Consider the following 23,945-nt stretch of genomic DNA (forward strand, 5'->3'; position numbering starts at 1 on the left):
AGGCCCCTTATGGATAGACAAAATATCCATAAGGGGCCTGTGACAGGCGTGCGGTCAGGTTATCGATGAAGAACCGTTCTGCCCGGCTCAGCGACATGCGCGGATTGGTGACCAGATAGATGTCAATTGCCGGTGGCGCATCATAGGGCGGCAAGCGCCACAGCTGTCCGCGTTCGGTCGCGTTCTGCACCACATGGATCGGCAGCGGCCCGATGCCCAGTCCAGCATTGATCAGACGACGGACCTCTTCAAGGTGCGGGCTGACAGCAACGACCTTGCCGCGCATGCCCTCCTGTGCGCGCAAGATGGCGACAGGGGCCAATGCATCGGTAAGCTGATCGGTGGAAAATGAAACAAAAGCCTCGCTGCGCAGATCGGCAAGTGTCAGGTTCTCCTTGCCAAACAAATGATGGCTGGGCCCACAGAAGAAGCCAAAATGTTCGCGGTAAAGCTTGCGATATTCCAGTCGCGGATGCTGTTCCTTGACCAGACAGATGCCAAAGCTCGCCTGCTGTGAGAGAACCTGATCAACAACATGCATCGAGGTTGCAACATTGATTTCATAGGTTACCTCGGGGTGCGCACGGTTGAAATCAAACAGCGCATCGTCAAGCGGCGGAAACACCACGTGACTGGCCAGCCAGAGATGCAAGTGACCGGTCAGCTGACTGCCGCTATCAGACATTACATCAGACAAACGGCCAATCGCCCCGCAGATTTCACGACATTCGTGATAGAGTGCCAGTCCCTGTTCGGTGACTTCGAACCGGCCACGTTCCCGGTCAATCAAACGCGCGCCAATCTGGTCTTCAAGCCGTTTAAGCGCATTGCTGACACTTGGCTGTCGCAGCAAAAGCCGGTTGGCAGCCCCTGTGATCGAGCGTTCTTCGACAATCACGGTAAAGGTATGCAACAGGTTCCAGTCAAACTGGCGACGCATCAGTTCATTCATCACAATCCCCCGGCTGCTGCCATGTTCAACCTATCCCATAGTTATTAGCTATGGGATCTATTCTACTTATCTATTTGCGCTATGTGCAAGTCTGGGGTGGAATGGTGCCTGCAAATATTTCAACGGCCAAATAACCGCGCACGGCATCGCCGGAGCACAATAACGGGAGGCATAAATGGCCGCAGATATCGCCGGGACGCGTCGCGCGCCCTGGATACTGTTATCGCCATCGCTGGCAACAGTCGGGCTGCTTTTGATCATCCCGATGCTGTTTATTGTCGTCTATTCGTTCTGGTTACGCACAGCGACCGGGGCGGATCAGGTCGGCTTTTATCTTGATAACTGGATCGAGGTTCTCGGCGACCGGTTCTATCGCGATATCCTGTTTCAGACCTTTGCCATTGCCTTTTACACCACAGTGATCTGTGCACTGGTGGGGTATATCCCGGCCTATTTCGTTGCCAATACGCCAATGAAATCCAAGGCATTTCTGCTTTTGATGCTGATGCTGCCCTTCTGGATCAGCTACATCATCCGCACCATGTCATGGATCAACATTCTGGGCACATCGGGCGCGCTTAATACCGTGATGCTGTCGCTTGGTATCATCGATGAGCCGATCCAGATGCTTTATAACCAGACCACGGTTGTGCTGGGGCTTGTGCATTATCTGCTGCCTTTCATGATCCTGAATGTCTATGTCAGCCTTGATGGTATCGACAAGAACCTGACGGAAGCGGCCCAAAGTCTTGGCTGCACAGGTTTTCAGGCCTTCCGCGAAGTGACCTTGCCACTGTCGCTGCCCGGCCTGGCAGCGGGATCGCTTCTGTGCTTCGTGCTGGCGGCAGGCACCTATATCACCCCGATTGTTCTGGGCGGTCCGCGTGATGCGATGTTTGCCAATCTGGTGTTCGAGGCCATCGTCACCCAGTTGAACTGGCCGCTTGGATCGGCACTTTCACTCGTCCTTCTGGCCCTTCTGGGGGCGCTGGTCGTCATTTACACCCGCTATCTCGGCATCGATCAGATCGCCAAGAGCTTCAAATAAGGGAGGTATATGACAATGTCCGGCTGGTCGATGATCCGAATTGCCACCATCCTTGTTTATCTGTTCCTGTTTGCGCCGGTTGCCGTAGTGATCCTTCTGGCATTCAACGCCAATCAGTTTGGCGGATTTCCCATCGAAGGATTTTCTCTGCGCTGGTTCGAAGCACTTTGGAACAATGACGCCATTGTGCGCGCGTTTAAAACGTCCCTGTTACTGGGTTTTCTCACCAGTGCAGTGTCAACGACGCTTGGCACGCTGGCCGCCCTTGCGATGGTCCGCTATGACTTCCCGGGAAAACGGACGATTTCGACCCTTCTGGTTGCGCCGATCCTGATCCCCGAAGTTGTTCTGGCTGTTGCCTTGCTGCTTTTCCTGCAGGCATTGTCGATGCCCAAAAGCTTTGGCCTGCTTCTGATGGGGCATGTTGTCTTTACCCTGCCCTTCGTGGTGCTTGTGGTACAGGCGCGACTGGTGTCCATCCGGCGCGATGTCGAAGAAGCCGCCATGAGCCTTGGCGCAACGCCAATTCAGACATTCTTTGAAATCACCCTGCCGCTGATGATGCCAGCGGTGATGGCCGGGATGCTGTTTTCCTTCACGATTTCTTTTGATGACATCACCGGCACCCTGTTCTGGAAACCGGGCGGTGTTGAAACCGTGCCAACCCAGATTTTTGCCATGCTGCGCAATTCCATCAGCCCGGAAATCAATGCCCTTGGCGCTGTGATGGTGATCTTCACCGTCGCCCTGCCCCTTGTCGCGGCATCAATTGCGCGCGTGATGGCAATGCGCAAATTGCGCGCATCAAACCGCAAGACACAGATTGCCTAGACCAAGCTTTGAATATCGCGGGAAACCGCCAAAACCAACAACAAGACCAAAAGACCAACGACCAAGAACAAAACCGATCACGGAATAAATTGTTTTATCAGGAGGCCTTAAATGGACGAGACGAAACGCTATGAACGCCTGCTTAATCGCTACCGCGATGGTGATATCAGCCGCCGTACTTTTCTGACCGCACTTGGCGCTGCCGGTGTTGTTGCCGGTGTCACCGGCGGCCCGATGGGGATGCTCGCACGCAAGGCGCATGCTGCCACCCCGGAACAGGTTCGCTTTGACGGTTGGGGTGGTGTTGTTTCCGAGGCATTCGAAAAATACGCCTTTGCACCATATACCCAGAAAACCGGCATCAAGGTTGTTTCGGGCACCTTTGGCGGGGCTGACGAATATATCGCACGCGTCAAGGCAGGCCAGCCGGGCGAATTCAACCTTGCCCACCTTTCGGGCGTGTTTGACTATGCCCGTTATCATGGTCTCGAACTGACTTCGGAACTCAACGAAGCCAATATTCCGAACCTTCAAAACGTGATTCCAAGCCTGATCGAGCCGCTTCGTAAAATCACCGGCGGCACGATTTCGGCCGTGCCATATGATTACGGCACCACCGGCATTGCCTATAACCGCAAATATATCAGCGACGACGAAGCCAAGGCCAAGGGCGCCAAGCTGATGGTCGATGAAGCCTATAAAGGCAAGATCGGCGGTTGGGGTGAATGGAAAACCCGTATCTGGTACGGCGCCCTTCAGTCCGATCAGGACCCGAACAATATCAAGGACATTGATGCGGTTTGGGACATGATCCGTTCGCACCGTGATCTGGCGCTTAAATATTGGAGCTCAGGCGCGGAACTGATGAGCCTTCTGGCCGAAGAAGAAATCTATGTCACCGAAGGCTGGTCAGGGCGCATCAAGGCACTTCAGGATCAGGGCCATGACATTGGCTATCTTGATCCGGCTGGTGGTCTTGGCTGGCAGGAATGTCTGTTTGTTCTGCGTGGCAGCCCGATGGCAGCCTGTGAAGAGCTTCTGAACTTCATGCTGGAGCCGGAAGTCGCGATTGCAGTTGCCGAAGGCCAGAGCTATCCGCCGGCCCTTGACCCGCAGAAGGTTGAACTTGGCAAAGTCATCCCGACGCTGCCGGCGTTCGATCCAAAGGGCACGCTCGCATCACTCAGCTTCTTTGATCCGGCCTACTGGAACGAGAACGAAGCCGACTGGTCGAAAACCTTCTCACGTGTGCAGCGCGGTTACTAATCCCGCCTTGCGCACCTGATCCTGTGTCCTGGCCTTCGCACAACCGGCCAGGACACATTTGCCCAACCTTTTTGGGCGGGCACCTTTATTCTGACAGGGTATTAAACACAATGGCAGACACATCCAACGCCGTTGAACTTCAAAATGTCGTCAAGCGGTACGGGGAATTCACGGCGGTCAAACGCATGGACCTAACCGTGCCAGATAACAGCTTTGTCACCTTTCTCGGCCCGTCGGGCTGTGGCAAAACCACGACATTGCGCATGATCGCGGGTCTGACCGATATTACCGAAGGCGATTTGATGATCCGGGGCAAACGGGTCAACAGCCTGCCGATCCACAAGCGCAATCTTGGTCTTGTGTTTCAGAACTATGCCCTGTTCCCGCACAAGACGATTTTTGACAATATCGCCTTTGGCCTGAAATATCGCAAAGTCGCCAAGGCCGACATCGCAAAGAAGGTCAATCAGGCGCTTGATCTGGTGCAGCTTCCCCATGTTGCGGAACGTTATCCCAATCAGCTTTCCGGTGGTCAGCAACAGCGCATTGCGCTGGCGCGTGCCATTGTGATCGAACCCGATGTTTTGCTGCTTGATGAACCCCTTTCGGCCCTTGATGCCAACCTGCGCGAAGAAATGCGGGTCGAGCTCAAACGCATTCAGCGTGAACTGGGCATTGCCACCGTATTTGTTACCCATGATCAGTCCGAAGCATTGGCGATGTCTGACAAGCTGGTTGTCATGAATAACGGCATTGTCGAGCAGGAAGGCGCACCGCAGGATGTTTACAACAATCCCGCATCAGCATTTGTTGCCGACTTCCTTGGTCATTCCAACATTATCCCGGCAAACCTTGGCAGCCCGGATGCAGGTTTCACACGTGTCAGTCTTAAAAGTGGCGAGACACTTCTGACCACGACCGAGCAAACCGCCAAGGCCAATGGGTCCAAAGATGTGCGTGCCGTCGTGCGCGCGGAAAAAATTGAACTGTCTGATCAAAATGGCTCCGGTGAAGGCGTTATCACTATTCCCGGCAAGATCAAAACAGTCGATTATCTTGGCCAGCAGGCCCGTTATTTCGTCGAGGCCAATGGCCGCGACTGGCAGGTCATCAACCCGATTGATGCCCGGCCCCATCAGGAAGGTGCCGATATCTATATGCATATCGCGGCACGTAATTGTGTGTTGTTGCCCGGTCATCAGGACTAAGGATCACTGATACCGGTTCAGGAGAGCCACCATAAATGACGCATGATATCAAAAGCCCGGTCGGTCATAACCGGGAGTCCCGTCTGTTCTATCAAAGCCGGTCGCGTCGTCCGCTGATCGACCGTGCCGAAGGCGTTTACATGTGGGACGTCGATGGCAAACGCTATATCGATGCATCCAGCGGGGCGATGGTCAGCAATATCGGCCATAGCGACCCGCGCGTGATTACCGCAATGAATGCCCAGCTTGAAAAGGCAAGCTTCGCCTATCGCCTGCATTTCGAAAATGATGCGGCCGAAAACCTTGCCTGGCGGCTGGCAGAACGGGCACCGGGCGATCTTGAACGGGTATTCTTTGTTTCGGGTGGGTCCGAGGCGGTTGAAAGCTGCATCAAGCTTGCCCGCCAATATGCACTGGCCAAAGGTCAGGCACAGCGTACCAAGATCATCTCGCGGTTCCCGAGCTACCATGGATCGACCCTTGGCGCACTGGCCCTGACCGGTTATACGCCGATGCATGCGCCATTCGCCCCGATGATGGTGGATCAACCGAAAATCCCCGCACCGACCTGTTATCTGGATCGTGATGATCTGTCCGATCATGATCGCGGCATCAAATATGCCAATATGCTCGAAGCCGAGATCATCAAACAGGGCCCGGAAACTGTTCTTGGTTTCATCATGGAACCGGTGGGCGGGGCTGCGACCGGGGCACTTGTTGCCCCTGATAGTTACTATGGCCGCATTAGCGAGATTTGCGATCAATACGGCATTCTTCTGATCTATGACGAGGTCATGACCGGGGCCGGTCGTACCGGTAAATATTTTGCCTGCGAACATTGGGGCATCACGCCTGATATCCTTGCCGTGTCAAAGGGACTGGCAGCAGGTTATGCCCCGCTGGGTGCGATGATTGCGCCTGATCGCATTGTCGGCCCGGTTCTGGATCATGGCGGGTTTATCCATGGTTACACCTATGCCGGTAATCCGCTGGCCTGTGCGGCGGGCAATGCGGTTCTTGATGTGATTGACGAAGACGGCCTGCTTGAAAATGCAGCCGCCAGCGGTGCGGCATTGAAGGCCGAACTTTCCAAGCTGTCGGACGAATTCACCATGATCGGTGATGTGCGCGGCAAGGGGTTGTTGCTGGCGGTCGAGCTGGTCAAGGATCGCACATCCATGGAGCCGATTGACCCCAAACATATGGCGGCTGCCCGTCTGGTCGACATTGCCTATGACAAGGGGCTGATCATTTACTGGCGTCGCACACGCGGCGGATATCGCGGCGACCATGTCATGGTCTGCCCGCCCATGACGATCAAGCCCGAACAGTTCGACGACATTCTGGTGCCCCTGCGTGCCGCCCTTGTCGAACTTCAGGACGAACTTGCCACCGCCGGAGCGTTTTCATGAGCCGCAAAGTTATCATCACCTGCGCGGTGACCGGATCGGTGCATACACCATCCATGAGCCCGCATCTGCCCATCACCCCGGACGAGATCGCACAGCAGGCCATTGATGCGGCCAATGCCGGGGCCTCGATCCTGCATCTGCATGCCCGTGACCCGCAGACCGGATTTCCAAGTCCCGAACCGGATCTGTTCATGGAATTCCTGCCCAGGATCAAGGCCGCAACCGATGCAGTAATCAACATATCGACCGGCGGCGGCATGACCATGACAGTCAAGGACCGCATTCGTGCGGCCAGTCATGCTGCGCCGGAAATGGCATCGCTGAATATGGGCACGATGAATTTCGGCCTGTTCCCGGCGCTTGCCAGCCGTACAGAATGGAAACATGACTGGGAACCGGAGTTTCTTGAAAACAGCCGCGACTTTGTTTTCAAGAACACGTTTTCGGACATTGAGACCATTCTGGCCGATCTGGGCGAAGTCAACGGAACGCGGTTCGAGTTTGAATGCTATGACGTTGGCCATCTTTATACCCTTGCCCATTTTGTCGACCGGGGTCTGATCAAGGGGCCGATCTTTATCCAGTTTGTGCTGGGCGTTCTGGGCGGCATCGGGGCTGATCCCGACAACCTTGCACATCTGAAACGCACTGCCGACAAGCTGTTTGGCGACCAGTACCATTTCTCGGTTCTGGGGGCTGGTCGTCATCAGATGCCGCTTGCCAGCATGGCAGCCGCCATGGGTGGCAATGTCCGGGTCGGCCTTGAAGACAATCTTTATCTGCGCAAGGGCGAACTTGCGCCCGACAACGCATCCCAGGTTCGCAAAATTCGCGAAGTTCTGGACGGGTTGTCACTTGAAATCGCAACCCCCGACGAGGCGCGCGCGATTTTGGGACTGAAAGGTGCCGACAAGGTCGCCTTTTAGTTCGACATACAACTGAAGACACAAAGCCACAACCGTTTGACCACGCACAAAGTGAAAGGCGGCAGCGATGATGCATGCCTATTTCTCAGACGATCAGTTACGTCATCACGGCAAGACATTCATTGTCGCAGGTGAGAAAAAGCCGATCCCCGAAGTCCCCGAACGCGCCGATATTCTGCGCACGGCGGTATCGCGGCTGGGCCTTGAACTTCGCGCGCCCGATGATGCCGGTATGGCACCGATTGCCGCCATTCACGATGAGCAATATCTGGACTTTCTGCAAACCATCTATCGGGAATGGCGTGAGGCGGGCGGATCGGAACTGGTGATCCCCAATATCCATCCGTTTGACCGCAATGGCCCCTACCCGCGCCACCATACGGGCAAGGCCGGTTTTCATCTGGGCGATACGTCCTGTCCGGTCTCGGAAACCACCTGGCATTCGGCCTATGCCAGTGCCCAGACCGCGATTTCAGCCGCCCGCCACGTCCGCGACAAGGGCGCGCATGCGGCCTATGCCCTGTGTCGCCCACCCGGCCATCACGCGAGTGGCAATATCGCCGGCGGATTTTGCTATCTGAACAACAGCGCAATTGCCGCACAGGAGCTGCGTGCGAAATATGACCGGGTGGCGATCCTTGATGTCGATCTGCATCACGGCAATGGTACGCAGCATATCTTCTATGACCGCGCCGATGTCATGACCCTTTCGATCCATGCTGATCCCATGGATTTCTATCCGTTTTTCTGGGGCCACGCAGAGGAAACCGGTGCACAGGAAGGTCATGGATTTAACAAAAACTATCCCCTGCCACTGGGCAGCGGCGATGCGGTATTTCTCGAAGCACTTGATCGCGCCATGGCAGCGATTGACGATTTCGGGGCGGACGCGGTTGTGGTTGCGCTTGGTCTTGATGCGTCACGTGATGATCCGTTCGGCGGGCTTGCTGTCAGCCCCGATGGTTTTTCGAAAATCGGCGAAAAAATTGGCACCCTTACCTGCCCAACCGTGATAGTGCAGGAAGGTGGTTATGTCAGTTCCACGCTGGCAGAAAACCTGTATCAATTCCTCAGCGCCTTTGGCGTCACCAACAAGAACACCACGTTATCAGAAGGCCCCAAATGACCCATTCAGACATCCTGATTATTGGCGGCGGCATTGCCGGAATGTCGGCTGCATATTTTCTGGCAAAGGCGGGAAAATCCGTCACGGTTCTCGAACGCGAAGATCAGCCGGGCTATCACAGCACCGGTCGTTCCGCCGCCCTTTATAGCGAGACCTATGGCCCCAAGATCATTCGCAAGATGTCAACCGCCAGCCGGGACTTCTTTTTGAACCCGCCAGCCGGTTTCACCGAAAACCCGATCCTGACCCCACGCGGGATCGTGATGTATGCAGCCCCGGGCGAAGAAGCCGAACTGGATGCACTGATTTCCGAAGGACGCGCCAACGGGGCCACTTTCACAGAATTAAGCCCTGCGGAACTCAAGGAAATAGTTCCGATCCTTAATATCGATCTGATTGGCAAGGGCGCCCATGAAACCGATGCCATGGACATCGATGTTCACGCGCTGCATTGGGGCTTTATCCGTCAGTTCAAAGCCAATGGCGGAACGCTTGTCACCAAGGCCGACGTGCATTCAATCACCAAGGCCGATGGAAAATGGCAGGTCACGCTTGCCAACGGTTCGGTTTATGGGGGTGATATCGTTGTGAATGCCGCAGGCGCATGGGCCGATGACATCGCAACCAAGGCTGGTGTCAAACCGCTTGGCATCGTTCCCAAGCGCAGAACGGCCGTAATGATTGATGCCCCGGCAGATATCAACATCCATGGAATGCCCATGGTCGCAGCCCTTGATGAGTCCCTTTACTTCAAGGAAGACGCCGGTCGTTTGCTGGTATCGCCAGCCGATAAGACACCGACCGAACCCCATGATGTTCAGCCAGAAGAACTTGATATCGCCATTGCCATTGACCGCCTGATGACGGCGACCAATGTTGTTGTGCGTCGCCCCGGTGAATCATGGGCCGGACTGCGCAGCTTCTTTGCCGATGGTGATCCGGTTTCCGGCTTTGATGCGGACGAAAACGGGTTTTACTGGCTTGCCGGTCAGGGCGGCTATGGCATTCAGACGGCACCCGCCATGGGTGAATATGCCGCAAGCCTGATTTGTGGCGATGGCGTCCCGACGCATATGGAAAAGCTTGGCGTGACCAAGGATGCCCTTTCGGCCACCCGACCGACCCTTGCCACTGGCAAATGATGACGACACAGGCAATCGGCTACCAAGCCTTGCCTGAACGGAGAAGACACTATGACCGGTTTTGATCGCGCCGCCCTTCGCAAGGCCGTAGCAGAGCGCACATCTGCGGCGGTTGATGATCTTTGCACGCTGGTGCGTCACGACAGCCTTCTGGGTAACGAAGCATCGGCGCAGGACTGGATCGCCGAACAGTTTGCCAAAATGGGACTGGATGTCGAACGTGTCACAATCGATATCGAAGCCCTGCGGGATCAACCCGGCTTCTCCCCGCCCGTAATCGAAAATTATGACGGGCGCGAAAATGTGGTTGGCCTGCATCGACCGCAAAACCCGACGGGAAGAAGTCTGATCCTCAACGGACATATGGATGTTGTACCGACCGGACCGGTTGAACAATGGCGTCGCGGACCGTTTGATCCGTATGTCGAAGGCGACTGGCTTTATGGGCGCGGTGCGGGCGACATGAAGGCCGGTATCATTGCCTATTGCCATGCCCTTCAGGCCCTGCACGATATCGGGCTTGAACCCGCTGCCCTTGTTACCCTGCAATCGGTGATCGAGGAAGAATGTACCGGCAACGGCGCGCTTGCCTGTCTTCATGCCGGATATCGTGCCGATTGTGCAATCATCCCTGAACCGTTTAACCAGACACTGATGACCGCACAGCTTGGCGTGATGTGGTTCCAGATCCATGTTTCGGGAAGCCCCGCCCATGTTCTTGATACCTCAGCCGGAAGTAACGCCATTGAAGCCGCATTTGGCTTCTTTGAAGTCCTTAAGGAGGTCGAGGATATCTGGAACCATCCGACGGACCGGCATTGTGCATACGGGGCGCATGTTCACCCCGTGAACTTCAACCTTGGCAAGATCGAGGGCGGCGAATGGGCATCAACCGTACCGCCGGTTTGCACGGCTGATATCCGGGTTGGTTTCTATCCGGGAATGGAACTTGAAAAAGTGCGCGAAACCATCGAAGCGGTGAAACAAAGCGCGCTTGATAATCATCCGTCCTGCAAGGGTGCCAAGATCGAGATCACCTATCGCGGTTTTCAGGCCGAAGGATGCGAAATGGATGTCAATCATCCGATGATGACGATGATTGGCGACATCCATCAGGAAGTCACCGGAAACGCGATCAAAAACTATGCCTCGACCGCGACCACGGATGCCCGTTTTTTCCAGATTTACGGTAACATTCCGGCAACCTGTTATGGCCCAAAAGCCGAACGAATTCATGGCATTGACGAACGGGTTTCAATCGCCTCCATGATGGAAGTTACCGAAGTGCTTGCCCTGTTCATTGCTGACTGGTGCGGCGTGCAAAAGCGTGGTAGCTAAACCCGAATAAATTATTCAATTTTGTCACCAAAGGAGAGCTTCATGAGCGTTCAACGTTTCCACACCGGCCCGCGTATGAGCCAGGCCGTTGTTCATGGCAACACCATCTATCTTGCTGGTCAGGTCGGCGAACCGGGCAGCGACGTTACCAACCAGACCAAAGAATGCCTGGCAAAGGTAGACGCGCTTCTGGCCGAATGCGGTTCGAGCAAGGAAAACATCCTGTCGACCACCATCTGGCTGGCTGACATGAAAGATTTCGCAGCAATGAACGAAATCTGGGACGCATGGGTCCCGCAGGGTCACACCCCGGCACGTGCATGCGGCGAAGCAAAGCTTGCCACCCCGGATTACCTTGTTGAGTTCATCGTGGTTGCGGCAAAACCGTAATCTGATCGATATCATCGCAAAACGCCCGGCATATGGAATGTATGCCGGGCGTTTTTGTTTTCGCACTCAAGCCGAATGTTCCTGTGTCACAATCACGGAACTGGCTTCAAGTGTTCTGTGAACCGGGCATTTATCGGCAATTTCAAGAAGCCTTGTGCGCACGTCATCGGTGAAATCGCCATGAAGCGTAATCAGGCGTTCAAACCGATCAATCTTGCCCGACTTCGACACCGGTTTTCCGGCGCATTCTGCACAGTCTTCGGCGTGGATTTTTTCGTGACGGACTTCAACCCGGACACTATCAAGCGGGATCTGCTTCTGATCGGCATAAAGTCGAAGCGTCATTACCGTGCAGGAACCAAGGGCGGCTGACAGAAAATCATAGGGAGACGGGCCGCTGTCAAAGCCACCGACATTTTCCGGTTCATCGGCAATCATGCGGTGCTGCCCGGCAATCACCATCGACTGGAATTTGCCAAGGCCGGTCTCGCGCACCACCACACCTTCGGCCACTTCCGGCTGCTCGGGCGTATCGTCGGGAAGATAGCGTTTCGCCCATGCCGCAATGACGTTTGCTGCATATTCGGCGTCATCGGGATTGCGTAAAAGATGGTCGGCGCTATCAAGCGAGACATAGCTTTTGGGATGTTTGGCCGCATCATAAATCCGCCCGGCATTTTCGATCCCGACGGTCTGATCCATTGGCGCGTGGAGCACCAGCAACGCCTTGTGCAATTTGCCAACTGCGGCTTCGACACTGTGATGACGCAGATCTTCGACAAACTGGCGCTTGATCACAAAGGGTCGCCCGCCCAGTGATACCTCCGCCTGCCCGTCGCGTTCGATATCATCAAGATAACCATCAAAATTATGCGTCACATGTTCGACATCGGCAGGTGCGGCAATAGTTGCCACGGCGGTTGCTTCGGGCACGCTATCGGCAACGGCCAGAACCGCCGCCCCGCCCAGTGAATGGCCGATCAGAAGTCTGGGGGCCGCAAATTCATGCCGCATAAAATCCGCCGCGCGCCGCAGATCTTCAAGGTTGGAGGTGAAATTGGTCGACGAGAAATCCCCGCCCGAACCGCCAAGCCCGGTAAAATCAAACCGCAACACACCAATCCCCTGCAAGGTCAGGGACTGGGCGATTTTGCGTGCCGCGGTTAAATCCTTGCTACAGGTGAAACAATGGGCAAACAGCGCATAGGCCCGTACGGGCCCCACCGGCAAATCCAGCCTTGCGGCCAGCTCGGCCCCATGGGCACCTTCGAATGTCAGTTTAATGGGCTTGACCGGCATTGATCTCTCCGTGTCTGCAGACCGAAAAACGGCTTTGATTACATGGAATTCACGGTAAAGTTCTGAACGTCTTTTTCCACCATAACAAGCGCCCCACATCATGACCATTCTTGAAACACCGCGCACAATCCTGCGCGAAGCCACCCATGACGATGCCCCGTTCATTCTGCAACTGCTCAACGAGCCGGGATGGATCCGTTTTATCGGTGATCGCAACATCCACGACCTTCAGGCCGCACGCGATTACATTGATCTGCGCTTTCGTGAGAATTATGAAAAGCTTGGCTTCGGAATGTGCGTTGCGCTGGAAAAGGAAACACAAAGCCCGATTGGACTGATCGGCTTTGTCAAACGCGATACCCTTGATGCGCCTGATATCGGTTATGCCGTGACGGAGCCCCATCAGGGCAAGGGATACGCCTATGAAGTCTGTTCCGCGCTGCTTGATCACGGCTGGAACGTCTATGGTTTTGACAAGGTTTACGGGTATTGCCTGCCCGATAATGGCCCGTCCATTCACATGCTTGAAAAGCTGGGCCTGACATTTTTACGGGATCAGGATGTCAATCAGTCGGGTGAAATGTGCCGACTTTATATGGCAAGCCGTCCCTAGGCCGGTACATTTCGCAAAAAGAAAACCCCGCATCCATCCGATGCGGGGTTTATCATTTTACTTGCGGCGGATGCCGATCTTGCGCCCTACACCGGACGGGATCGGAAGATCAGCATGGGCTTCCCTGATCTTGTTGAGTGTCGCCATGATATCGTCGGGGAACGGGGCCGACCGGCGTTCCGTCATATTGATATGCATGGTGATGATTTCGTTGGTTGATGCCAGCCAGCCTTCGGTGCCATGACGCATTTCGTGATACATGTGAACACGCTTCTGGTCGCAATCGAGTACACGGGTGTGAATGACAAACGGTTCATCCTGATGAATTTCCCGGTCATAGGTCACATGCATTTCAAGGGCAAAGGTCGATCCATTGCGCTGTTCGGGATAGTTCAAGCCCATACCCACCGCATTCAGGAACGCCATGGACCCCAGATCGAATGCAACCACGTAATATCCGACATTCATATGGCCATTAAAATCAATCCATTCCGGTTTGATGGTTCCGCGAAATACTTCGAGCGGTTCTTTGGCAAACAGATCCTTGCTGATCATTTTTCAACCGCCTTGACTACAGCAACAGCGGCAAAGAAATCTTCCAGCGAATGCCCGACGGATTTAAACACCGTGCATTCGCCATCGGTTTCACGTCCTTTGACTTCACCACGGGTCAGGCCAAACAGATCACCGATGATATCGGACTTGGTGATTGCACCGCTTTTGATTGCCTGAACGACATCGCCGCCTTCGGCGCTGGCCCCTTCGAAGCTGTCGACATAGATGCGCGATTTCGCCATGACGGCATCATCACTTTCGCGCATGGTCGGCTTGAACGCACCCACCAGATCGACATGGGTGCCATCACGTAGCCAGTCACCGCTTACCAGCGGCTCGGTCGAAAGGGTCGCACATGAAATCAGGTCTGCGGACTTGCAGGCGGTTTCAAGATCATCGGTTCCCGACGCATTGAAACCAAGTTCGGCAATCTCGGCAGCAAGTTTCGTCGCCTTGTCGGCATTGCGGTTCCAGATCGTGACATTTTTGATCGGACGCACCGACGCATGAGCCTTGATCAATTGCGGGGCCATGGCACCTGAACCGACCATAACCATATCCGTCGCATCCTGGCGTGCCAGATAGTCAGCCGCCAGCGCCGATGCCGCCGCCGTGCGGCGCGTGGTCAGCTTGGTACCATCGAGAACAGCAGACGGCTGTCCGGTGACCGCATCAAGCAGCACATAGGTTCCCGAAACCGCCGGAAGATTGCGTGCAGAATTCCCCGGCACAACAGCGGCGATTTTAACCCCCGCTGCCCCGTCTTTTTGCCAGGCTGGCATGATCAGGAAAGTCGCATCATCCTCGTTACTGCGTTCCATGTTGAAATGACTGCGCAACGGCGCTTCGCAGCCTTGCGCAAAACCGTCACGAAGGGCTTCAACCAGATCACGGGGCGATACAAATTTGTCGATATCTTCGGCAGTAACGAAACGCATGGGCCTTCCTGTAGAATTATTTGTGTTTCAGTATGGTAGCGGACATTTTTTATATCACGTCAGACTGCCCGCGTCACAGGAAGTGCGATGGTTTTTCATGCTGTTTTTAGGTGATTTTCCGTGATTTACGGTTGCAGGAACCGCTTGAGATGCCCAAACAACGAACCGGTGCCCAAAAACACTTCTTCAAGCACGGTAAAGTGGTTCGCCCCCCAGGCCTTGTAGACCGGGACCTTGTGCCCCGCACTTCCGCAATAGGCGGCATAGGCATCACTTTGGCGCACGAATTCCGGGCTTTCATTGCCGCCGACAATGACCATCATATGCACATCCATCGGCACAGCATCAAGCATCGGGGAATTATCGGCAGCCGATGCTTCATCAAGACGAATATCGTCATTCAGACTGGTGTGACGGATCGGCTCAAGATCAAAAACACCCGAAATCGGAATCACAGCCGAAAACGGTGTCGCATCGCCAAGTGTTTCTTCCCAGTCATGGGTGGCAAGGCGCGCGACAATCTGCCCGCCTGCTGAATGGCCAGAGATCGAGATATTGTCCCGATCCCCGTTAAAAGCTTCGACATTGCGATAGACATAGTCGATGCAACGGACGGCTTCCTCGGTGATATCGGCCACCGTGACATCAGGACAAAGATCATAGTTCGGGCAAATCACCGTAAACCCGGCCGCCACCAGATCACGGGCGACAAAGGCATAATCCTTTTTGTCCTGACTGCGCCAGTATCCGCCATGGAAGAAGATATGAACCGGGGCACCGGGATCGGATGCCATGAAAACATCCATGGTTTCCTTGGGTCCGTCACCGAACCGGACATCAATTTTGCCGCCCAACTGTGCGCGGGTTTCACCGGACAGTTTCACAAACCGTTCGAAATGCGTCATGAATTCCGGCACGGTTTCGCGCGGATTATATTGCCATTCAAGTTCAGCTGATGTGAAACCACCCCAAGCCATCGGCACCTCTGATTTTATGGGTTAGATCTGTATACGATCTGATCTTCAATACCGATCTTTCTTCAATTTTTCCCTGTTTGCAATCACTTCGCATCGGGGATGCGTATTTTTACGCGTTTGTTTCTTCTGTGATTGAACCGCCATCGCCGGGATGCAAAAATGGGTTAAATCATTTTTATATCAACTGGATAGACAGCAATGCGCCCCACCGATCAAAGCCCGTTTCCGCCATCTGATACCGACCGCAATCAAATATGGGAAATGCTGGTTCCGCGCGATATTGCGGCCTTCGTTGCCGCCGACTGGTCGATGGTCGAAGATGATTTCAAGGCAGACGGGTTTTATGCGATTGATGCCTGTAAATCCGATAATCCCGATGACTGGAAAATGATGTTTCCCGATCTTGGGGCCTATCGCGATGAATGGCTGCGTCAGGCGATCGAAGCGCAAAAAATCGCGTTTGCCGAAGACCTTTATGCGGGTGTATTTCGCGCAACCAGACTTGAGAAAATCGACATTACCGGCAACCGCGCATTGGTGCGCAAACATTTCAACGGGCGCATCAAAAAAGCAGACGGCACAGAAGACCGTCTGCTTTGGAAAACCCATTATTACTGCGAAAAACAGGATGACGGGAAATGGCTGATCACCGGTTTCACCGGCTATCTGCCCAATCACGACCCGGCGTGACCGCCGGGCCTTCCCGCGATATGGATTGTTTGGTTACAAAACCTTGCCGCGTGCGGTGACATCGACCGTTGAGATCACGTCCCCACGCACCAGATGCACCTGATCAAGCATATTGCTGACCACGCAGACATGGTTGGGGATGATTTCGATCCGCTCGCCGATTTCAAACGGGCTCAGATCGGCCTCGAAATGCAGGATGCCGTGTTCTTCGGAAAGACCGACCACATTGACCTCGGGATGGCCAACGACACAGCCATATCCCTCAAGACCCAAAAGATCGGAAGTCAGAACCTTTGATCCCGCATCAATGATTGCACGTCCGGGTACCGGGAGTGAAACCACCTCGGCCAGAACACGAAGTGCACAATCATCCTCGCCACAGACCTCACGCGCCATCAATGACCGGTCGTTATAGATATAGGTGCCGATACGATGTTCGGTGACGTTCGATACTTCGTGGGCCTTCCACATATCGGGTGTCCCGCCCGAACTTCTGATCGGGCAGTCAATCCCGACCGCGTCGAGCTTGGCCATGGCATCGCCGAAGAACCCGCCAACTTTCGGTCCACCACCGGCCGCCGGATAGGTCATCAGACCGGCAAAGGCAATGCCCGGAAGGGATTGGATCTTTTGTGCAAGAACCACTGCTGCATCGGGGCTTTGCACACCACAACGTCCGCCGCCGGTATCACATTCAATCAGGATTTCCAGCGGCTTGGCACTGTCAGAAAAGGCCCGCGACAGGCCTTCGATGACGGCCTCGTTATCGGCAACAACACGAAGCGTTTTGATCCGGTCAAACAAGGCACGCAGACGAGCAAGCTTGCGTTCACCCAACACGTTATAGGTCAGAAGAATGTCATCCAGTCCGGCATCGGCCATAATTTCGGCCTCGCCAATTTTCTGACAGGTAATTCCCCTGGCCCCGGCATCGATTTGCTGTTTGGCAAAGGCCGGGATCTTGTGGGTCTTGATATGCGGGCGCAGCGCAATGCCGTGCTTGTCGCAATAGGCCTGATAGGCATTTACGTTGCGATCGACCGTATCAAGATTGATCACCGCGCAAGGCGTATCAAGTTGGGGATATTGCGGTGAACGGGTCATGAAAAACGTCCTTTGATTTTCGGTGGTGACGCGAAGGGGCGATGGCAATCAACAATCAGCTGGCCTTTTGGGCAAACGGATCATCGACAATCGGCCAAAGCGGACGTTTGACATGGCGGTATCCATTGGTTTTCGGATCCGACGGATAAGGACCATGCACATCAATATAGATGATCTCGCCCGCGATTTTGGCGAAGGCATCGTAGAAGTGATTGGTCGATTTGATAAACAAATATTTTTTTGATTTCGGATCGATCCCCATATTCGAAAACAGGCTGGGATCGAAACTTTGCGACCGGTTGGTATTAAGGATCACCTCACCCCCGCCCGGAAGAACGATCACCGCACAATCGCCAAGCGGCACAATGCTTTCGCCGAAATACTGCCAGGCATTGCGTTCAAGCTTCTTGACCGTGACCTCGGCGTCAATCGGGGCTCCGGCATGGGCACCGGTTTTACCGCCAAAGCGCAGCGGCAATGTCGCGCCCTCGCCCGCAGAAAAACAGGTCTTTACCGCCATCGGGTCCCAAAGCGTGCCAAAGGCATAATCAGAAAGCCCGCGTTCCATCACCGCGCGCAGTAAAATCGTGCTGTCGCCCGGTACGCCTCCGCCCGGATTATCCCAGACATCGGTTAGCACTATCGGTTTGGCATCAGATGCCAATGCCTGATCAAGGGCCGCTTCGGGTTTAAGGAATGTCGGCCGGGTGGCCCCACGGAAACCAAACAACTCAACCCCCAGGTCTCGTGCAATCTGCTTGGCTTCCGCAGGGTTATTGTTGGTGGTGACAATGACCTTGGCACCAAGGTCGGGCACGTCACCGGCCATAAAGCCGTGAATGAAGGAAACCGATAAAATATCGCCCGTCCCTTCCATATCCTTTGCCCGGTCGATAAAGGACCGCATCGGTTCACGCGATGTCGGCAGGACTTCGATCATATGGCAATCAAAGACTGCCTTGGTCGGCGTGATTTCACCGCGCAGCGTGCGCAACACAAGATCAACCACCGCACGCCCGGTTTCGACGAAATCGGTATGGGGGAATTCCTTGAAGGCGACGATGATGTCGGCATTATCTACACGCAATGCAGTCAGATGGCTATGCGGGTCAAAGCTGGTGCCGATCACAACTTTCGGACCAACAAGCGCGCGAATGCGCGAAATAAGATCGCCCTCGCAATCAAGATAATCCTGCGCAACCATCGCGCCATGCAGGCCAAGGATCACGCCATCAACCGGCATGGCCGCGCGGAGCTGCCCCAGAACCTCGTCGCGAAGCTGTTCATAGGTTTCGCGGCTGACAAGCCCGCCGGGCTCAGCCCAGGTTGCAGTGCCTTCGATCAGGTCCCAGCCTTCCTTTGCGGCACGAAGGCGGCCTTCGGTAAAGACGGCACTGCACAGCGTCGGGGTCACCGGATGCTGACCAGGCGGCGCGTAAAAGCTTTCCTGAAAATCGGAAAAATCGGTTCTTAAAGGTGAAAATGTATTGGTCTCGGTTGCAATCGAGGCGCAAAAAATCCGCATGGCCCGTGCCTTTGTTATTGGTCTTTTGATATCAGCTAATGAAATCCGAAGGGGCAGAAAGCCGCCCCTTCGGTGGGTGGAATGGCTTATTCCATGTAGCGGCTGGCGTTGGCTTTCTCGACTTCTTCCTTGAACAGGTTCAGAAGTTTCACACCTTCATCGCCAAGGCTTTCCTGTACGTGCTGGATCACGACCGGCTGGGTTGCCTCTTTGAACTTTTCACGGTCTTCAGCCGACAGAGCGGTGATTTCCATTTTGTCCTTAAGACCGGCAAGACCACGATCAGACGCCTCGATCACGCGTGACACACCGCGGCTTGCAACAACGCAAGACTGGGCAGCGTAGCGGATGATTTTCTGCTGATCAGCGGTCAGGTCATCCCAGAATGCTTTGGACAGCATCATGGTGTAAGGCGAGAACAGGTGATTGGTCAGGGTCAGGTATCCCTGAACTTCGTTGAACTTGGCAAAGGTCACGGTCGGAACCGGGTTCATCTGACCGTCGATCACGCCGGTCTGAAGGCCGGCATAAACTTCGCCCCAGGCCATCGGATATGCTTCTGCACCCAGTGCCTGCATGATTTTCTGGTGTGACGGCAGTGACATGGTGCGGATACGAATGCCCTTGAAATCCTCAAGGGTGGCAATCGCATGCTGGGAGTTGGTCACAGCAAAGAACCCGCCGGTATCAGGGAAGCCCAGAACCTTGACATCACCAAGGGTACCTTCGATGTCAGACGCAAGCGCCGAGCCGAAAGGACCATCAAATACGTCATAGGTGGACGCGTTGCTGTCAAATGCGAATGCAAGGTTCAGAACATCGATGCGCGGATAATAGGATGCCAGCGCCCCGGTCGAGGTCAGGGTACCCTGAATCAGACCATCACGAACCATCTGAACATGTTCGGCGGCCGAACCAAGCTGGTTGGACGGATAGACTTCAACCTTGATTTCGCCATTGGTGTCAGCTTCGACAATATTGGCAAAAACAGCAGTACAGGCATGTGCCGGGTTTTCGAACGGGTCGGTTTTATTGTCGTGGGCGAATTTCAGGACTTTGGCCTCGGCAAATGCCATCGAGGTGCTGCCCATCAGCATCGCAGTTGCCAGGGCGGCTGCGCCCAAACGCTTTACGGTTTTCATTCTTACCTCTCCTTGATGTAACGACTTTATGGTGTCCGGCATTTTGTTTTGGTGCGTGCCCCGGCCCGGACTGACCGGGGCTGTCTTCACCCCGCAGGCCTAGCGGAAGCCAAGCAGTCGCGGTATCGCGAGCGCCAGATCCGACCAGAAGGCAAACAGGAACAGCACACCCAGTTCAGCCAAAAGGAATGGCCAAAGCTGTGCTGCGATTTTTTCAAGCTTTTCACCCGTCACCGATGACAACACGAACAGACATGCCCCAACAGGCGGCGTCATCAGCGAGATATTGAGCGCAAGGATAAAGATGATCCCGGCATGGATCGGGTCCATTCCGATCTGGACTGTCAGCGGAACCAGAACCGGTGCCAGAATGATCAGGATGGCGTTGATATCCATCACCATACCGATCAGCAGAAGCAGACCGACAATCATGAAGATCACGATATAGGGGTTCCCGGACACGCCCAGAACAAGGCTTGCGACTTCTTGCGGAATGCGATTGAAGCTCAGCCACCAGCCGAGGATCGACGCAAAAGCAATGATCACAAAAATCACGCCTGTGACGCGGGCTGTGCGCACCAGCATCCCGAAGAAATCGGCAAAGCTCAGCGCACGATAGATGAACACACCGATAAACAGCGCATAGGCAACCGCAACCGATGCGGCCTCGGTCGGCGTGACAATCCCGCCAAGAATGCCGCCCAGAATGATCAGGGGCATGATCAGTGCGGTAATCGATGATTTGAAAATCTGCCAGATTTCAAGAAGCGTGGCCCGACGTTCATTTTTCGGCAGGTTCTTGGCGCGTGCCGTCACCGCAATCACGGTCATGCAGATCAGACAGATCATAAGACCCGGCAAAATACCTGCCGCAAACAGACCACCAATCGAAACCCCCATCAGTGAGCCATACACCACCATCAATCCCGATGGGGGAATGGTCGGGCCGATGATCGACCCGGCGGCAGTCACCGCACAGGCATAGTCCCGGCGATATCCGCGTTCGACCATGGCAGGAACAAGCGTCTTGCCAAAGGCCGCCGCATCCGCCGTTGCGGCACCCGTAAGCCCCGCAAAGAAAACGGATGCCAGCATATTGGTATGGGCCAGACCACCACGCATATGCCCGACAAGGGCCTGGGCAAATTTCACCAGACGGCTTGTGATGCCGATATGGTTCATGATTTCGCCAGCAAGAATAAAGAAAGGCATGGCAAGGAACGGAAAAACGTTCAATCCGTTAAATACCTTGCTTGGGCCCTGGGACAGAAACATCCCCCCGCCCATGTCAAACAGGCCAACGACACCTGCCACACCCAGGGCAAAACCGATCGGCATGCCCAAAACCATCAGAACGACAAAAATAATGGCGACGATCATTCCGCGCCCTCCGCAAGATCAACCGGGATGAAGCGGCCCTGATCACGCAAGGCTACAAGAAGAAGCTGGATTGCCGCCAACAGGCTTGAGACCGGTACTGCGGCATAGGGAAGTGCGAGCGACATCCCGAAAATCATGGCCTGACGGCGCATGCCGCCTTCGGCAAAGCCCAATCCATAGATCGCAAGATAGAGGAATGCGGCGAGTGCAATCAGATCGACCAGAAACAGGATGCTGCGCTGGATCGGCATTGGCAGGCTCAGAACAAACATCCCGATCCCGATATGCTCGCGGCGCGCAATCCCGGCCGAAATCGCCAGAAGTGCCGCCCAGATCATCAGATAACGGGCGAGTTCCTCGGGCCAGGGTAGTTGCCAATGGAAAATGTATCGATCAATAACGCCAAGCCAGACATCCAGAACCAGAACAAGCATCAAAAGCGCAATAACGCGTTCGACAACCCAGTTCAGGGAACGGCTTAGGGTCGCTGCAATGGTTTCAACACGGCGTAATGCCATCTTCGCCAATCTCTCCGCTGATGAATCTTTTGTGTAATTTTTCTACATCCTGAGATCATTTTTGTAGCTTGTCTACACATTTTTAACATCATCGGCGCAATTTTTCCGCTATTGACCGAATATTGAAACTGTTTTAGGTAGTTAAACTACATTTTAAACAGGGTGCGTTCTGATCTGCACCCGCAAGCCAAAGCAGGGAGATTTCCATGGCGATCAAACATTATGGCAATGAGCGCAGCGGTGCCGGCGGACAGAAACTACCTTTTTCTCCGGCCGTTCGTGCGGGCGACTACGTTTATATTTCCGGTCAGGTTGCCATGAAGGAAAATGGTGAAATCGCCTATGGCGGTATCGAGGACCAGACACGCCTGACCATGGAAAATGTCAAAGCCGCCCTCGCACTTGCCGATTGCACCCTTGACGATGTTTTCAAGATCAATGTCTGGCTGGCTGATACCCGCGATTTCTGGACCTTTAACCGCGTCTATGCGGAATTCTTCCCCAATGAGCGTCCTGCACGTTCTACGGTACAGTCCCAGATGATGGTTGACGCCAAAATTGAAATTGAAGCTATCGCTTACAAGCCGGAAAAGTGATACTTGCCAAAGGGGTGCCATGAACGGCAATTGTCTGTGGCGCCCCTACCCGTCCCTGAAAACAGAACCGGACCAGTGTGATGCAACCGACCGCCGACATCATCAGCCTGCTGCGCAGCCAGTCGGGAAGCTTTCCCAACCGGGAACAGCTGGTCGCCGATTATGTCAGTGAAAATCTGGAAGCTGTCACCACGATTGCCCTTTCCGATCTTGCCAGTAATGTCGGGGTCAGCGAGCCAACGGTTATCCGTTTTTGCCGGACACTGGGCTGTGACGGTTTTCGTGATTTCAAAATGCGTCTGGCGCAAAATCTTGCGGTCAGCATGCAGTATCTGACATCCGAGGATATTTCGGATGACACAACTGCCGCAGACGTACTTTCAAGTCACGTTCTGGGTGTGATCATTGATAACCTGCGCCTGCTCCGCGATCAGATTTCATCCGAACAGATCGACAAGGCCGCCGACATTCTGGTCAAGGCACGCCAGATTGCCTTTTTTGGTGTCGGGGGCGGGTCGACCATGGTAGCCTTCGATGCGGCCAACCGCTTTTTCAGGCTTGGCATTCCCGCACAGTCACAAAGTGACGGCTATTTGCAGCGCATGCTGTCTTCGACCCTTGGCCCGGAAGATGTGGTGTTTGCCATCTCAACCAGCGGTCGCCCGACCGAGCTCATCCATTCTGCGGCCATTGCCCGGCAATATGGCGCCAAGGTCATTTCCCTGACCCATCCTGACAGCCCCCTTGCGGCTGAGAGCGATCTGGTGATCGGGATCGAAATGCCCGAAAACCCGGACATCTACAAACCGACCGCAACGCGCCATGCCTTTCTGGCAACCATTGACGTGATTGCAACAGCAGTTGCGCGACGCATGCCTGATCAGGCAAAAGAGAAGCTGCGTCGCATCCGGTCGTCGCTTTTGACGCTCAACCCGCCTACCGGGCGTCAGCCGATCGGCGACTAGGCGC

General features: G+C 54.7%; 24 protein-coding genes. 14 read left to right on the plus strand and 10 right to left on the minus strand.

What is annotated here, in order from left to right:
- Positions 1-7: 7 nt before the first annotated feature.
- A complete protein-coding gene (locus ACTU44_RS14360; RefSeq protein ID WP_462095730.1) occupies positions 8-952 on the minus strand; it encodes a LysR family transcriptional regulator in 945 nt (314 codons plus the stop codon).
- Between the two features lie 175 nt (positions 953-1,127).
- Here ACTU44_RS14360 and ACTU44_RS14365 point away from each other — a divergent pair, with 175 nt between their 5' ends.
- The 10 genes from ACTU44_RS14365 to ACTU44_RS14410 all read left to right on the plus strand — a co-directional run bounded on the left by ACTU44_RS14365 (position 1,128) and on the right by ACTU44_RS14410 (position 11,639).
- Entirely contained in the window at positions 1,128-2,000 is an 873-nt protein-coding gene (locus ACTU44_RS14365; RefSeq protein ID WP_462095731.1) for an ABC transporter permease, read from the plus strand.
- Between the two features lie 15 nt (positions 2,001-2,015).
- On the plus strand, positions 2,016-2,831 hold the full coding sequence (locus ACTU44_RS14370) for an ABC transporter permease (RefSeq protein WP_114097518.1): 816 nt from the start codon (positions 2,016-2,018) through the stop codon (positions 2,829-2,831).
- Between the two features lie 111 nt (positions 2,832-2,942).
- Positions 2,943-4,097, plus strand: a complete 1,155-nt coding sequence (locus ACTU44_RS14375; RefSeq protein WP_462095732.1) for an ABC transporter substrate-binding protein — start codon at positions 2,943-2,945, stop codon at positions 4,095-4,097.
- A gap of 110 nt (positions 4,098-4,207) precedes the next feature.
- Positions 4,208-5,305, plus strand: coding sequence for an ABC transporter ATP-binding protein (locus ACTU44_RS14380; protein ID WP_462095733.1), 1,098 nt, complete (start codon positions 4,208-4,210; stop codon positions 5,303-5,305).
- A gap of 35 nt (positions 5,306-5,340) precedes the next feature.
- On the plus strand, positions 5,341-6,717 hold the full coding sequence (locus ACTU44_RS14385) for an aminotransferase family protein (RefSeq protein WP_462095734.1): 1,377 nt from the start codon (positions 5,341-5,343) through the stop codon (positions 6,715-6,717).
- On the plus strand, positions 6,714-7,643 hold the full coding sequence (kce, locus tag ACTU44_RS14390) for a 3,5-dioxohexanoate:acetyl-CoA acetone transferase (protein ID WP_462095735.1): 930 nt from the start codon (positions 6,714-6,716) through the stop codon (positions 7,641-7,643). The genes ACTU44_RS14385 and kce overlap by 4 nt, the downstream gene beginning before the upstream one ends.
- Positions 7,644-7,710: 67 nt before the next feature.
- Positions 7,711-8,769: a histone deacetylase family protein gene (locus ACTU44_RS14395; RefSeq protein ID WP_462095736.1), complete on the plus strand. Its 1,059-nt coding sequence runs from the start codon at positions 7,711-7,713 to the stop codon at positions 8,767-8,769.
- Entirely contained in the window at positions 8,766-9,911 is a 1,146-nt protein-coding gene (locus ACTU44_RS14400) for an NAD(P)/FAD-dependent oxidoreductase (protein ID WP_462095737.1), read from the plus strand. The genes ACTU44_RS14395 and ACTU44_RS14400 overlap by 4 nt, the downstream gene beginning before the upstream one ends.
- Before the next feature lie 51 nt (positions 9,912-9,962).
- Positions 9,963-11,249 (plus strand): M20 family metallopeptidase, encoded by a 1,287-nt coding sequence (locus ACTU44_RS14405; RefSeq protein ID WP_462095738.1) that lies wholly within the window; start codon positions 9,963-9,965, stop codon positions 11,247-11,249.
- A gap of 42 nt (positions 11,250-11,291) precedes the next feature.
- Positions 11,292-11,639 carry a RidA family protein gene (locus tag ACTU44_RS14410; protein WP_336081345.1) on the plus strand — a complete coding sequence of 116 codons (348 nt, stop codon included), beginning with the start codon at positions 11,292-11,294 and terminating at the stop codon, positions 11,637-11,639.
- A 66-nt stretch (positions 11,640-11,705) separates the two neighbouring features.
- Here ACTU44_RS14410 and ACTU44_RS14415 read toward each other — a convergent pair whose 3' ends face one another.
- The gene (locus tag ACTU44_RS14415; protein ID WP_462095739.1) at positions 11,706-12,938 is read right to left on the minus strand and encodes a bifunctional alpha/beta hydrolase/OsmC family protein; all 1,233 of its coding nucleotides are present in this window, start codon (positions 12,936-12,938) and stop codon (positions 11,706-11,708) included.
- A gap of 100 nt (positions 12,939-13,038) precedes the next feature.
- On the opposite strand from ACTU44_RS14415, the gene ACTU44_RS14420 reads away from it, so the two are divergent.
- Positions 13,039-13,551: a GNAT family N-acetyltransferase gene (locus ACTU44_RS14420; protein WP_336081350.1), complete on the plus strand. Its 513-nt coding sequence runs from the start codon at positions 13,039-13,041 to the stop codon at positions 13,549-13,551.
- A gap of 57 nt (positions 13,552-13,608) precedes the next feature.
- On the opposite strand, the gene ACTU44_RS14425 is transcribed toward ACTU44_RS14420, so the two are convergent.
- The 3 genes from ACTU44_RS14425 to ACTU44_RS14435 all read right to left on the minus strand — a co-directional run bounded on the left by ACTU44_RS14425 (position 13,609) and on the right by ACTU44_RS14435 (position 16,021).
- Positions 13,609-14,106: a thioesterase family protein gene (locus ACTU44_RS14425; protein WP_114097294.1), complete on the minus strand. Its 498-nt coding sequence runs from the start codon at positions 14,104-14,106 to the stop codon at positions 13,609-13,611.
- The gene (gene lhpI / locus ACTU44_RS14430) at positions 14,103-15,044 is read right to left on the minus strand and encodes a bifunctional Delta(1)-pyrroline-2-carboxylate/Delta(1)-piperideine-2-carboxylate reductase (RefSeq protein WP_462095740.1); all 942 of its coding nucleotides are present in this window, start codon (positions 15,042-15,044) and stop codon (positions 14,103-14,105) included. Before lhpI ends, ACTU44_RS14425 begins: the two co-directional genes overlap by 4 nt.
- 125 nt (positions 15,045-15,169) lie before the next feature.
- Positions 15,170-16,021, minus strand: coding sequence for an alpha/beta hydrolase (locus ACTU44_RS14435; protein WP_462095741.1), 852 nt, complete (start codon positions 16,019-16,021; stop codon positions 15,170-15,172).
- Positions 16,022-16,219: 198 nt separating this feature from the next.
- On the opposite strand from ACTU44_RS14435, the gene ACTU44_RS14440 reads away from it, so the two are divergent.
- Positions 16,220-16,711, plus strand: a complete 492-nt coding sequence (locus ACTU44_RS14440) for a hypothetical protein (protein ID WP_462095742.1) — start codon at positions 16,220-16,222, stop codon at positions 16,709-16,711.
- Positions 16,712-16,744: 33 nt separating this feature from the next.
- On the opposite strand, the gene ACTU44_RS14445 is transcribed toward ACTU44_RS14440, so the two are convergent.
- From ACTU44_RS14445 to ACTU44_RS14465, 5 genes are all read right to left on the minus strand, one after another.
- On the minus strand, positions 16,745-17,815 hold the full coding sequence (locus ACTU44_RS14445; RefSeq protein WP_462095743.1) for a D-TA family PLP-dependent enzyme: 1,071 nt from the start codon (positions 17,813-17,815) through the stop codon (positions 16,745-16,747).
- 55 nt (positions 17,816-17,870) lie between these two features.
- Positions 17,871-19,340 carry a M81 family metallopeptidase gene (locus ACTU44_RS14450; RefSeq protein WP_462095744.1) on the minus strand — a complete coding sequence of 490 codons (1,470 nt, stop codon included), beginning with the start codon at positions 19,338-19,340 and terminating at the stop codon, positions 17,871-17,873.
- 86 nt (positions 19,341-19,426) lie between these two features.
- On the minus strand, positions 19,427-20,482 hold the full coding sequence (locus tag ACTU44_RS14455; protein WP_114097288.1) for a TRAP transporter substrate-binding protein: 1,056 nt from the start codon (positions 20,480-20,482) through the stop codon (positions 19,427-19,429).
- A gap of 99 nt (positions 20,483-20,581) precedes the next feature.
- Positions 20,582-21,862 carry a TRAP transporter large permease gene (locus ACTU44_RS14460; protein ID WP_114097287.1) on the minus strand — a complete coding sequence of 427 codons (1,281 nt, stop codon included), beginning with the start codon at positions 21,860-21,862 and terminating at the stop codon, positions 20,582-20,584.
- Positions 21,859-22,380, minus strand: coding sequence for a TRAP transporter small permease (locus tag ACTU44_RS14465; protein ID WP_114097286.1), 522 nt, complete (start codon positions 22,378-22,380; stop codon positions 21,859-21,861). The genes ACTU44_RS14460 and ACTU44_RS14465 overlap by 4 nt, the downstream gene beginning before the upstream one ends.
- 206 nt (positions 22,381-22,586) lie before the next feature.
- Between ACTU44_RS14465 and ACTU44_RS14470 the strand changes: the two genes are divergently transcribed.
- Complete coding sequence (locus ACTU44_RS14470; RefSeq protein WP_114097285.1) at positions 22,587-22,976, plus strand: RidA family protein; 390 nt, start codon at positions 22,587-22,589, stop codon at positions 22,974-22,976.
- 80 nt (positions 22,977-23,056) lie between these two features.
- Positions 23,057-23,941: a MurR/RpiR family transcriptional regulator gene (locus tag ACTU44_RS14475; protein WP_114097284.1), complete on the plus strand. Its 885-nt coding sequence runs from the start codon at positions 23,057-23,059 to the stop codon at positions 23,939-23,941.
- Positions 23,942-23,945: the final 4 nt, after the last annotated feature.

The sequence above is a fragment of the Thalassospira sp. SM2505 genome (assembly GCF_054901115.1).

Coding starts and splice junctions, on each gene's coding strand:
- ACTU44_RS14445 (WP_462095743.1), bottom strand. CDS start 17,815: ATGACCCGTTCACCGCAATATCCCCAACTTGATACGCCTTGCGCGGTG.
- ACTU44_RS14400 (WP_462095737.1), top strand. CDS start 8,766: ATGACCCATTCAGACATCCTGATTATTGGCGGCGGCATTGCCGGAATG.
- ACTU44_RS14375 (WP_462095732.1), top strand. CDS start 2,943: ATGGACGAGACGAAACGCTATGAACGCCTGCTTAATCGCTACCGCGAT.
- ACTU44_RS14405 (WP_462095738.1), top strand. CDS start 9,963: ATGACCGGTTTTGATCGCGCCGCCCTTCGCAAGGCCGTAGCAGAGCGC.
- lhpI (WP_462095740.1), bottom strand. CDS start 15,044: ATGCGTTTCGTTACTGCCGAAGATATCGACAAATTTGTATCGCCCCGT.
- ACTU44_RS14365 (WP_462095731.1), top strand. CDS start 1,128: ATGGCCGCAGATATCGCCGGGACGCGTCGCGCGCCCTGGATACTGTTA.
- ACTU44_RS14360 (WP_462095730.1), bottom strand. CDS start 952: ATGAATGAACTGATGCGTCGCCAGTTTGACTGGAACCTGTTGCATACC.
- ACTU44_RS14425 (WP_114097294.1), bottom strand. CDS start 14,106: ATGATCAGCAAGGATCTGTTTGCCAAAGAACCGCTCGAAGTATTTCGC.
- ACTU44_RS14395 (WP_462095736.1), top strand. CDS start 7,711: ATGATGCATGCCTATTTCTCAGACGATCAGTTACGTCATCACGGCAAG.
- ACTU44_RS14460 (WP_114097287.1), bottom strand. CDS start 21,862: ATGATCGTCGCCATTATTTTTGTCGTTCTGATGGTTTTGGGCATGCCG.
- ACTU44_RS14385 (WP_462095734.1), top strand. CDS start 5,341: ATGACGCATGATATCAAAAGCCCGGTCGGTCATAACCGGGAGTCCCGT.
- ACTU44_RS14470 (WP_114097285.1), top strand. CDS start 22,587: ATGGCGATCAAACATTATGGCAATGAGCGCAGCGGTGCCGGCGGACAG.
- ACTU44_RS14450 (WP_462095744.1), bottom strand. CDS start 19,340: ATGCGGATTTTTTGCGCCTCGATTGCAACCGAGACCAATACATTTTCA.
- ACTU44_RS14420 (WP_336081350.1), top strand. CDS start 13,039: ATGACCATTCTTGAAACACCGCGCACAATCCTGCGCGAAGCCACCCAT.
- ACTU44_RS14415 (WP_462095739.1), bottom strand. CDS start 12,938: ATGCCGGTCAAGCCCATTAAACTGACATTCGAAGGTGCCCATGGGGCC.
- kce (WP_462095735.1), top strand. CDS start 6,714: ATGAGCCGCAAAGTTATCATCACCTGCGCGGTGACCGGATCGGTGCAT.
- ACTU44_RS14475 (WP_114097284.1), top strand. CDS start 23,057: ATGCAACCGACCGCCGACATCATCAGCCTGCTGCGCAGCCAGTCGGGA.
- ACTU44_RS14410 (WP_336081345.1), top strand. CDS start 11,292: ATGAGCGTTCAACGTTTCCACACCGGCCCGCGTATGAGCCAGGCCGTT.
- ACTU44_RS14380 (WP_462095733.1), top strand. CDS start 4,208: ATGGCAGACACATCCAACGCCGTTGAACTTCAAAATGTCGTCAAGCGG.
- ACTU44_RS14435 (WP_462095741.1), bottom strand. CDS start 16,021: ATGGCTTGGGGTGGTTTCACATCAGCTGAACTTGAATGGCAATATAAT.
- ACTU44_RS14440 (WP_462095742.1), top strand. CDS start 16,220: ATGCGCCCCACCGATCAAAGCCCGTTTCCGCCATCTGATACCGACCGC.
- ACTU44_RS14370 (WP_114097518.1), top strand. CDS start 2,016: ATGTCCGGCTGGTCGATGATCCGAATTGCCACCATCCTTGTTTATCTG.
- ACTU44_RS14465 (WP_114097286.1), bottom strand. CDS start 22,380: ATGGCATTACGCCGTGTTGAAACCATTGCAGCGACCCTAAGCCGTTCC.
- ACTU44_RS14455 (WP_114097288.1), bottom strand. CDS start 20,482: ATGAAAACCGTAAAGCGTTTGGGCGCAGCCGCCCTGGCAACTGCGATG.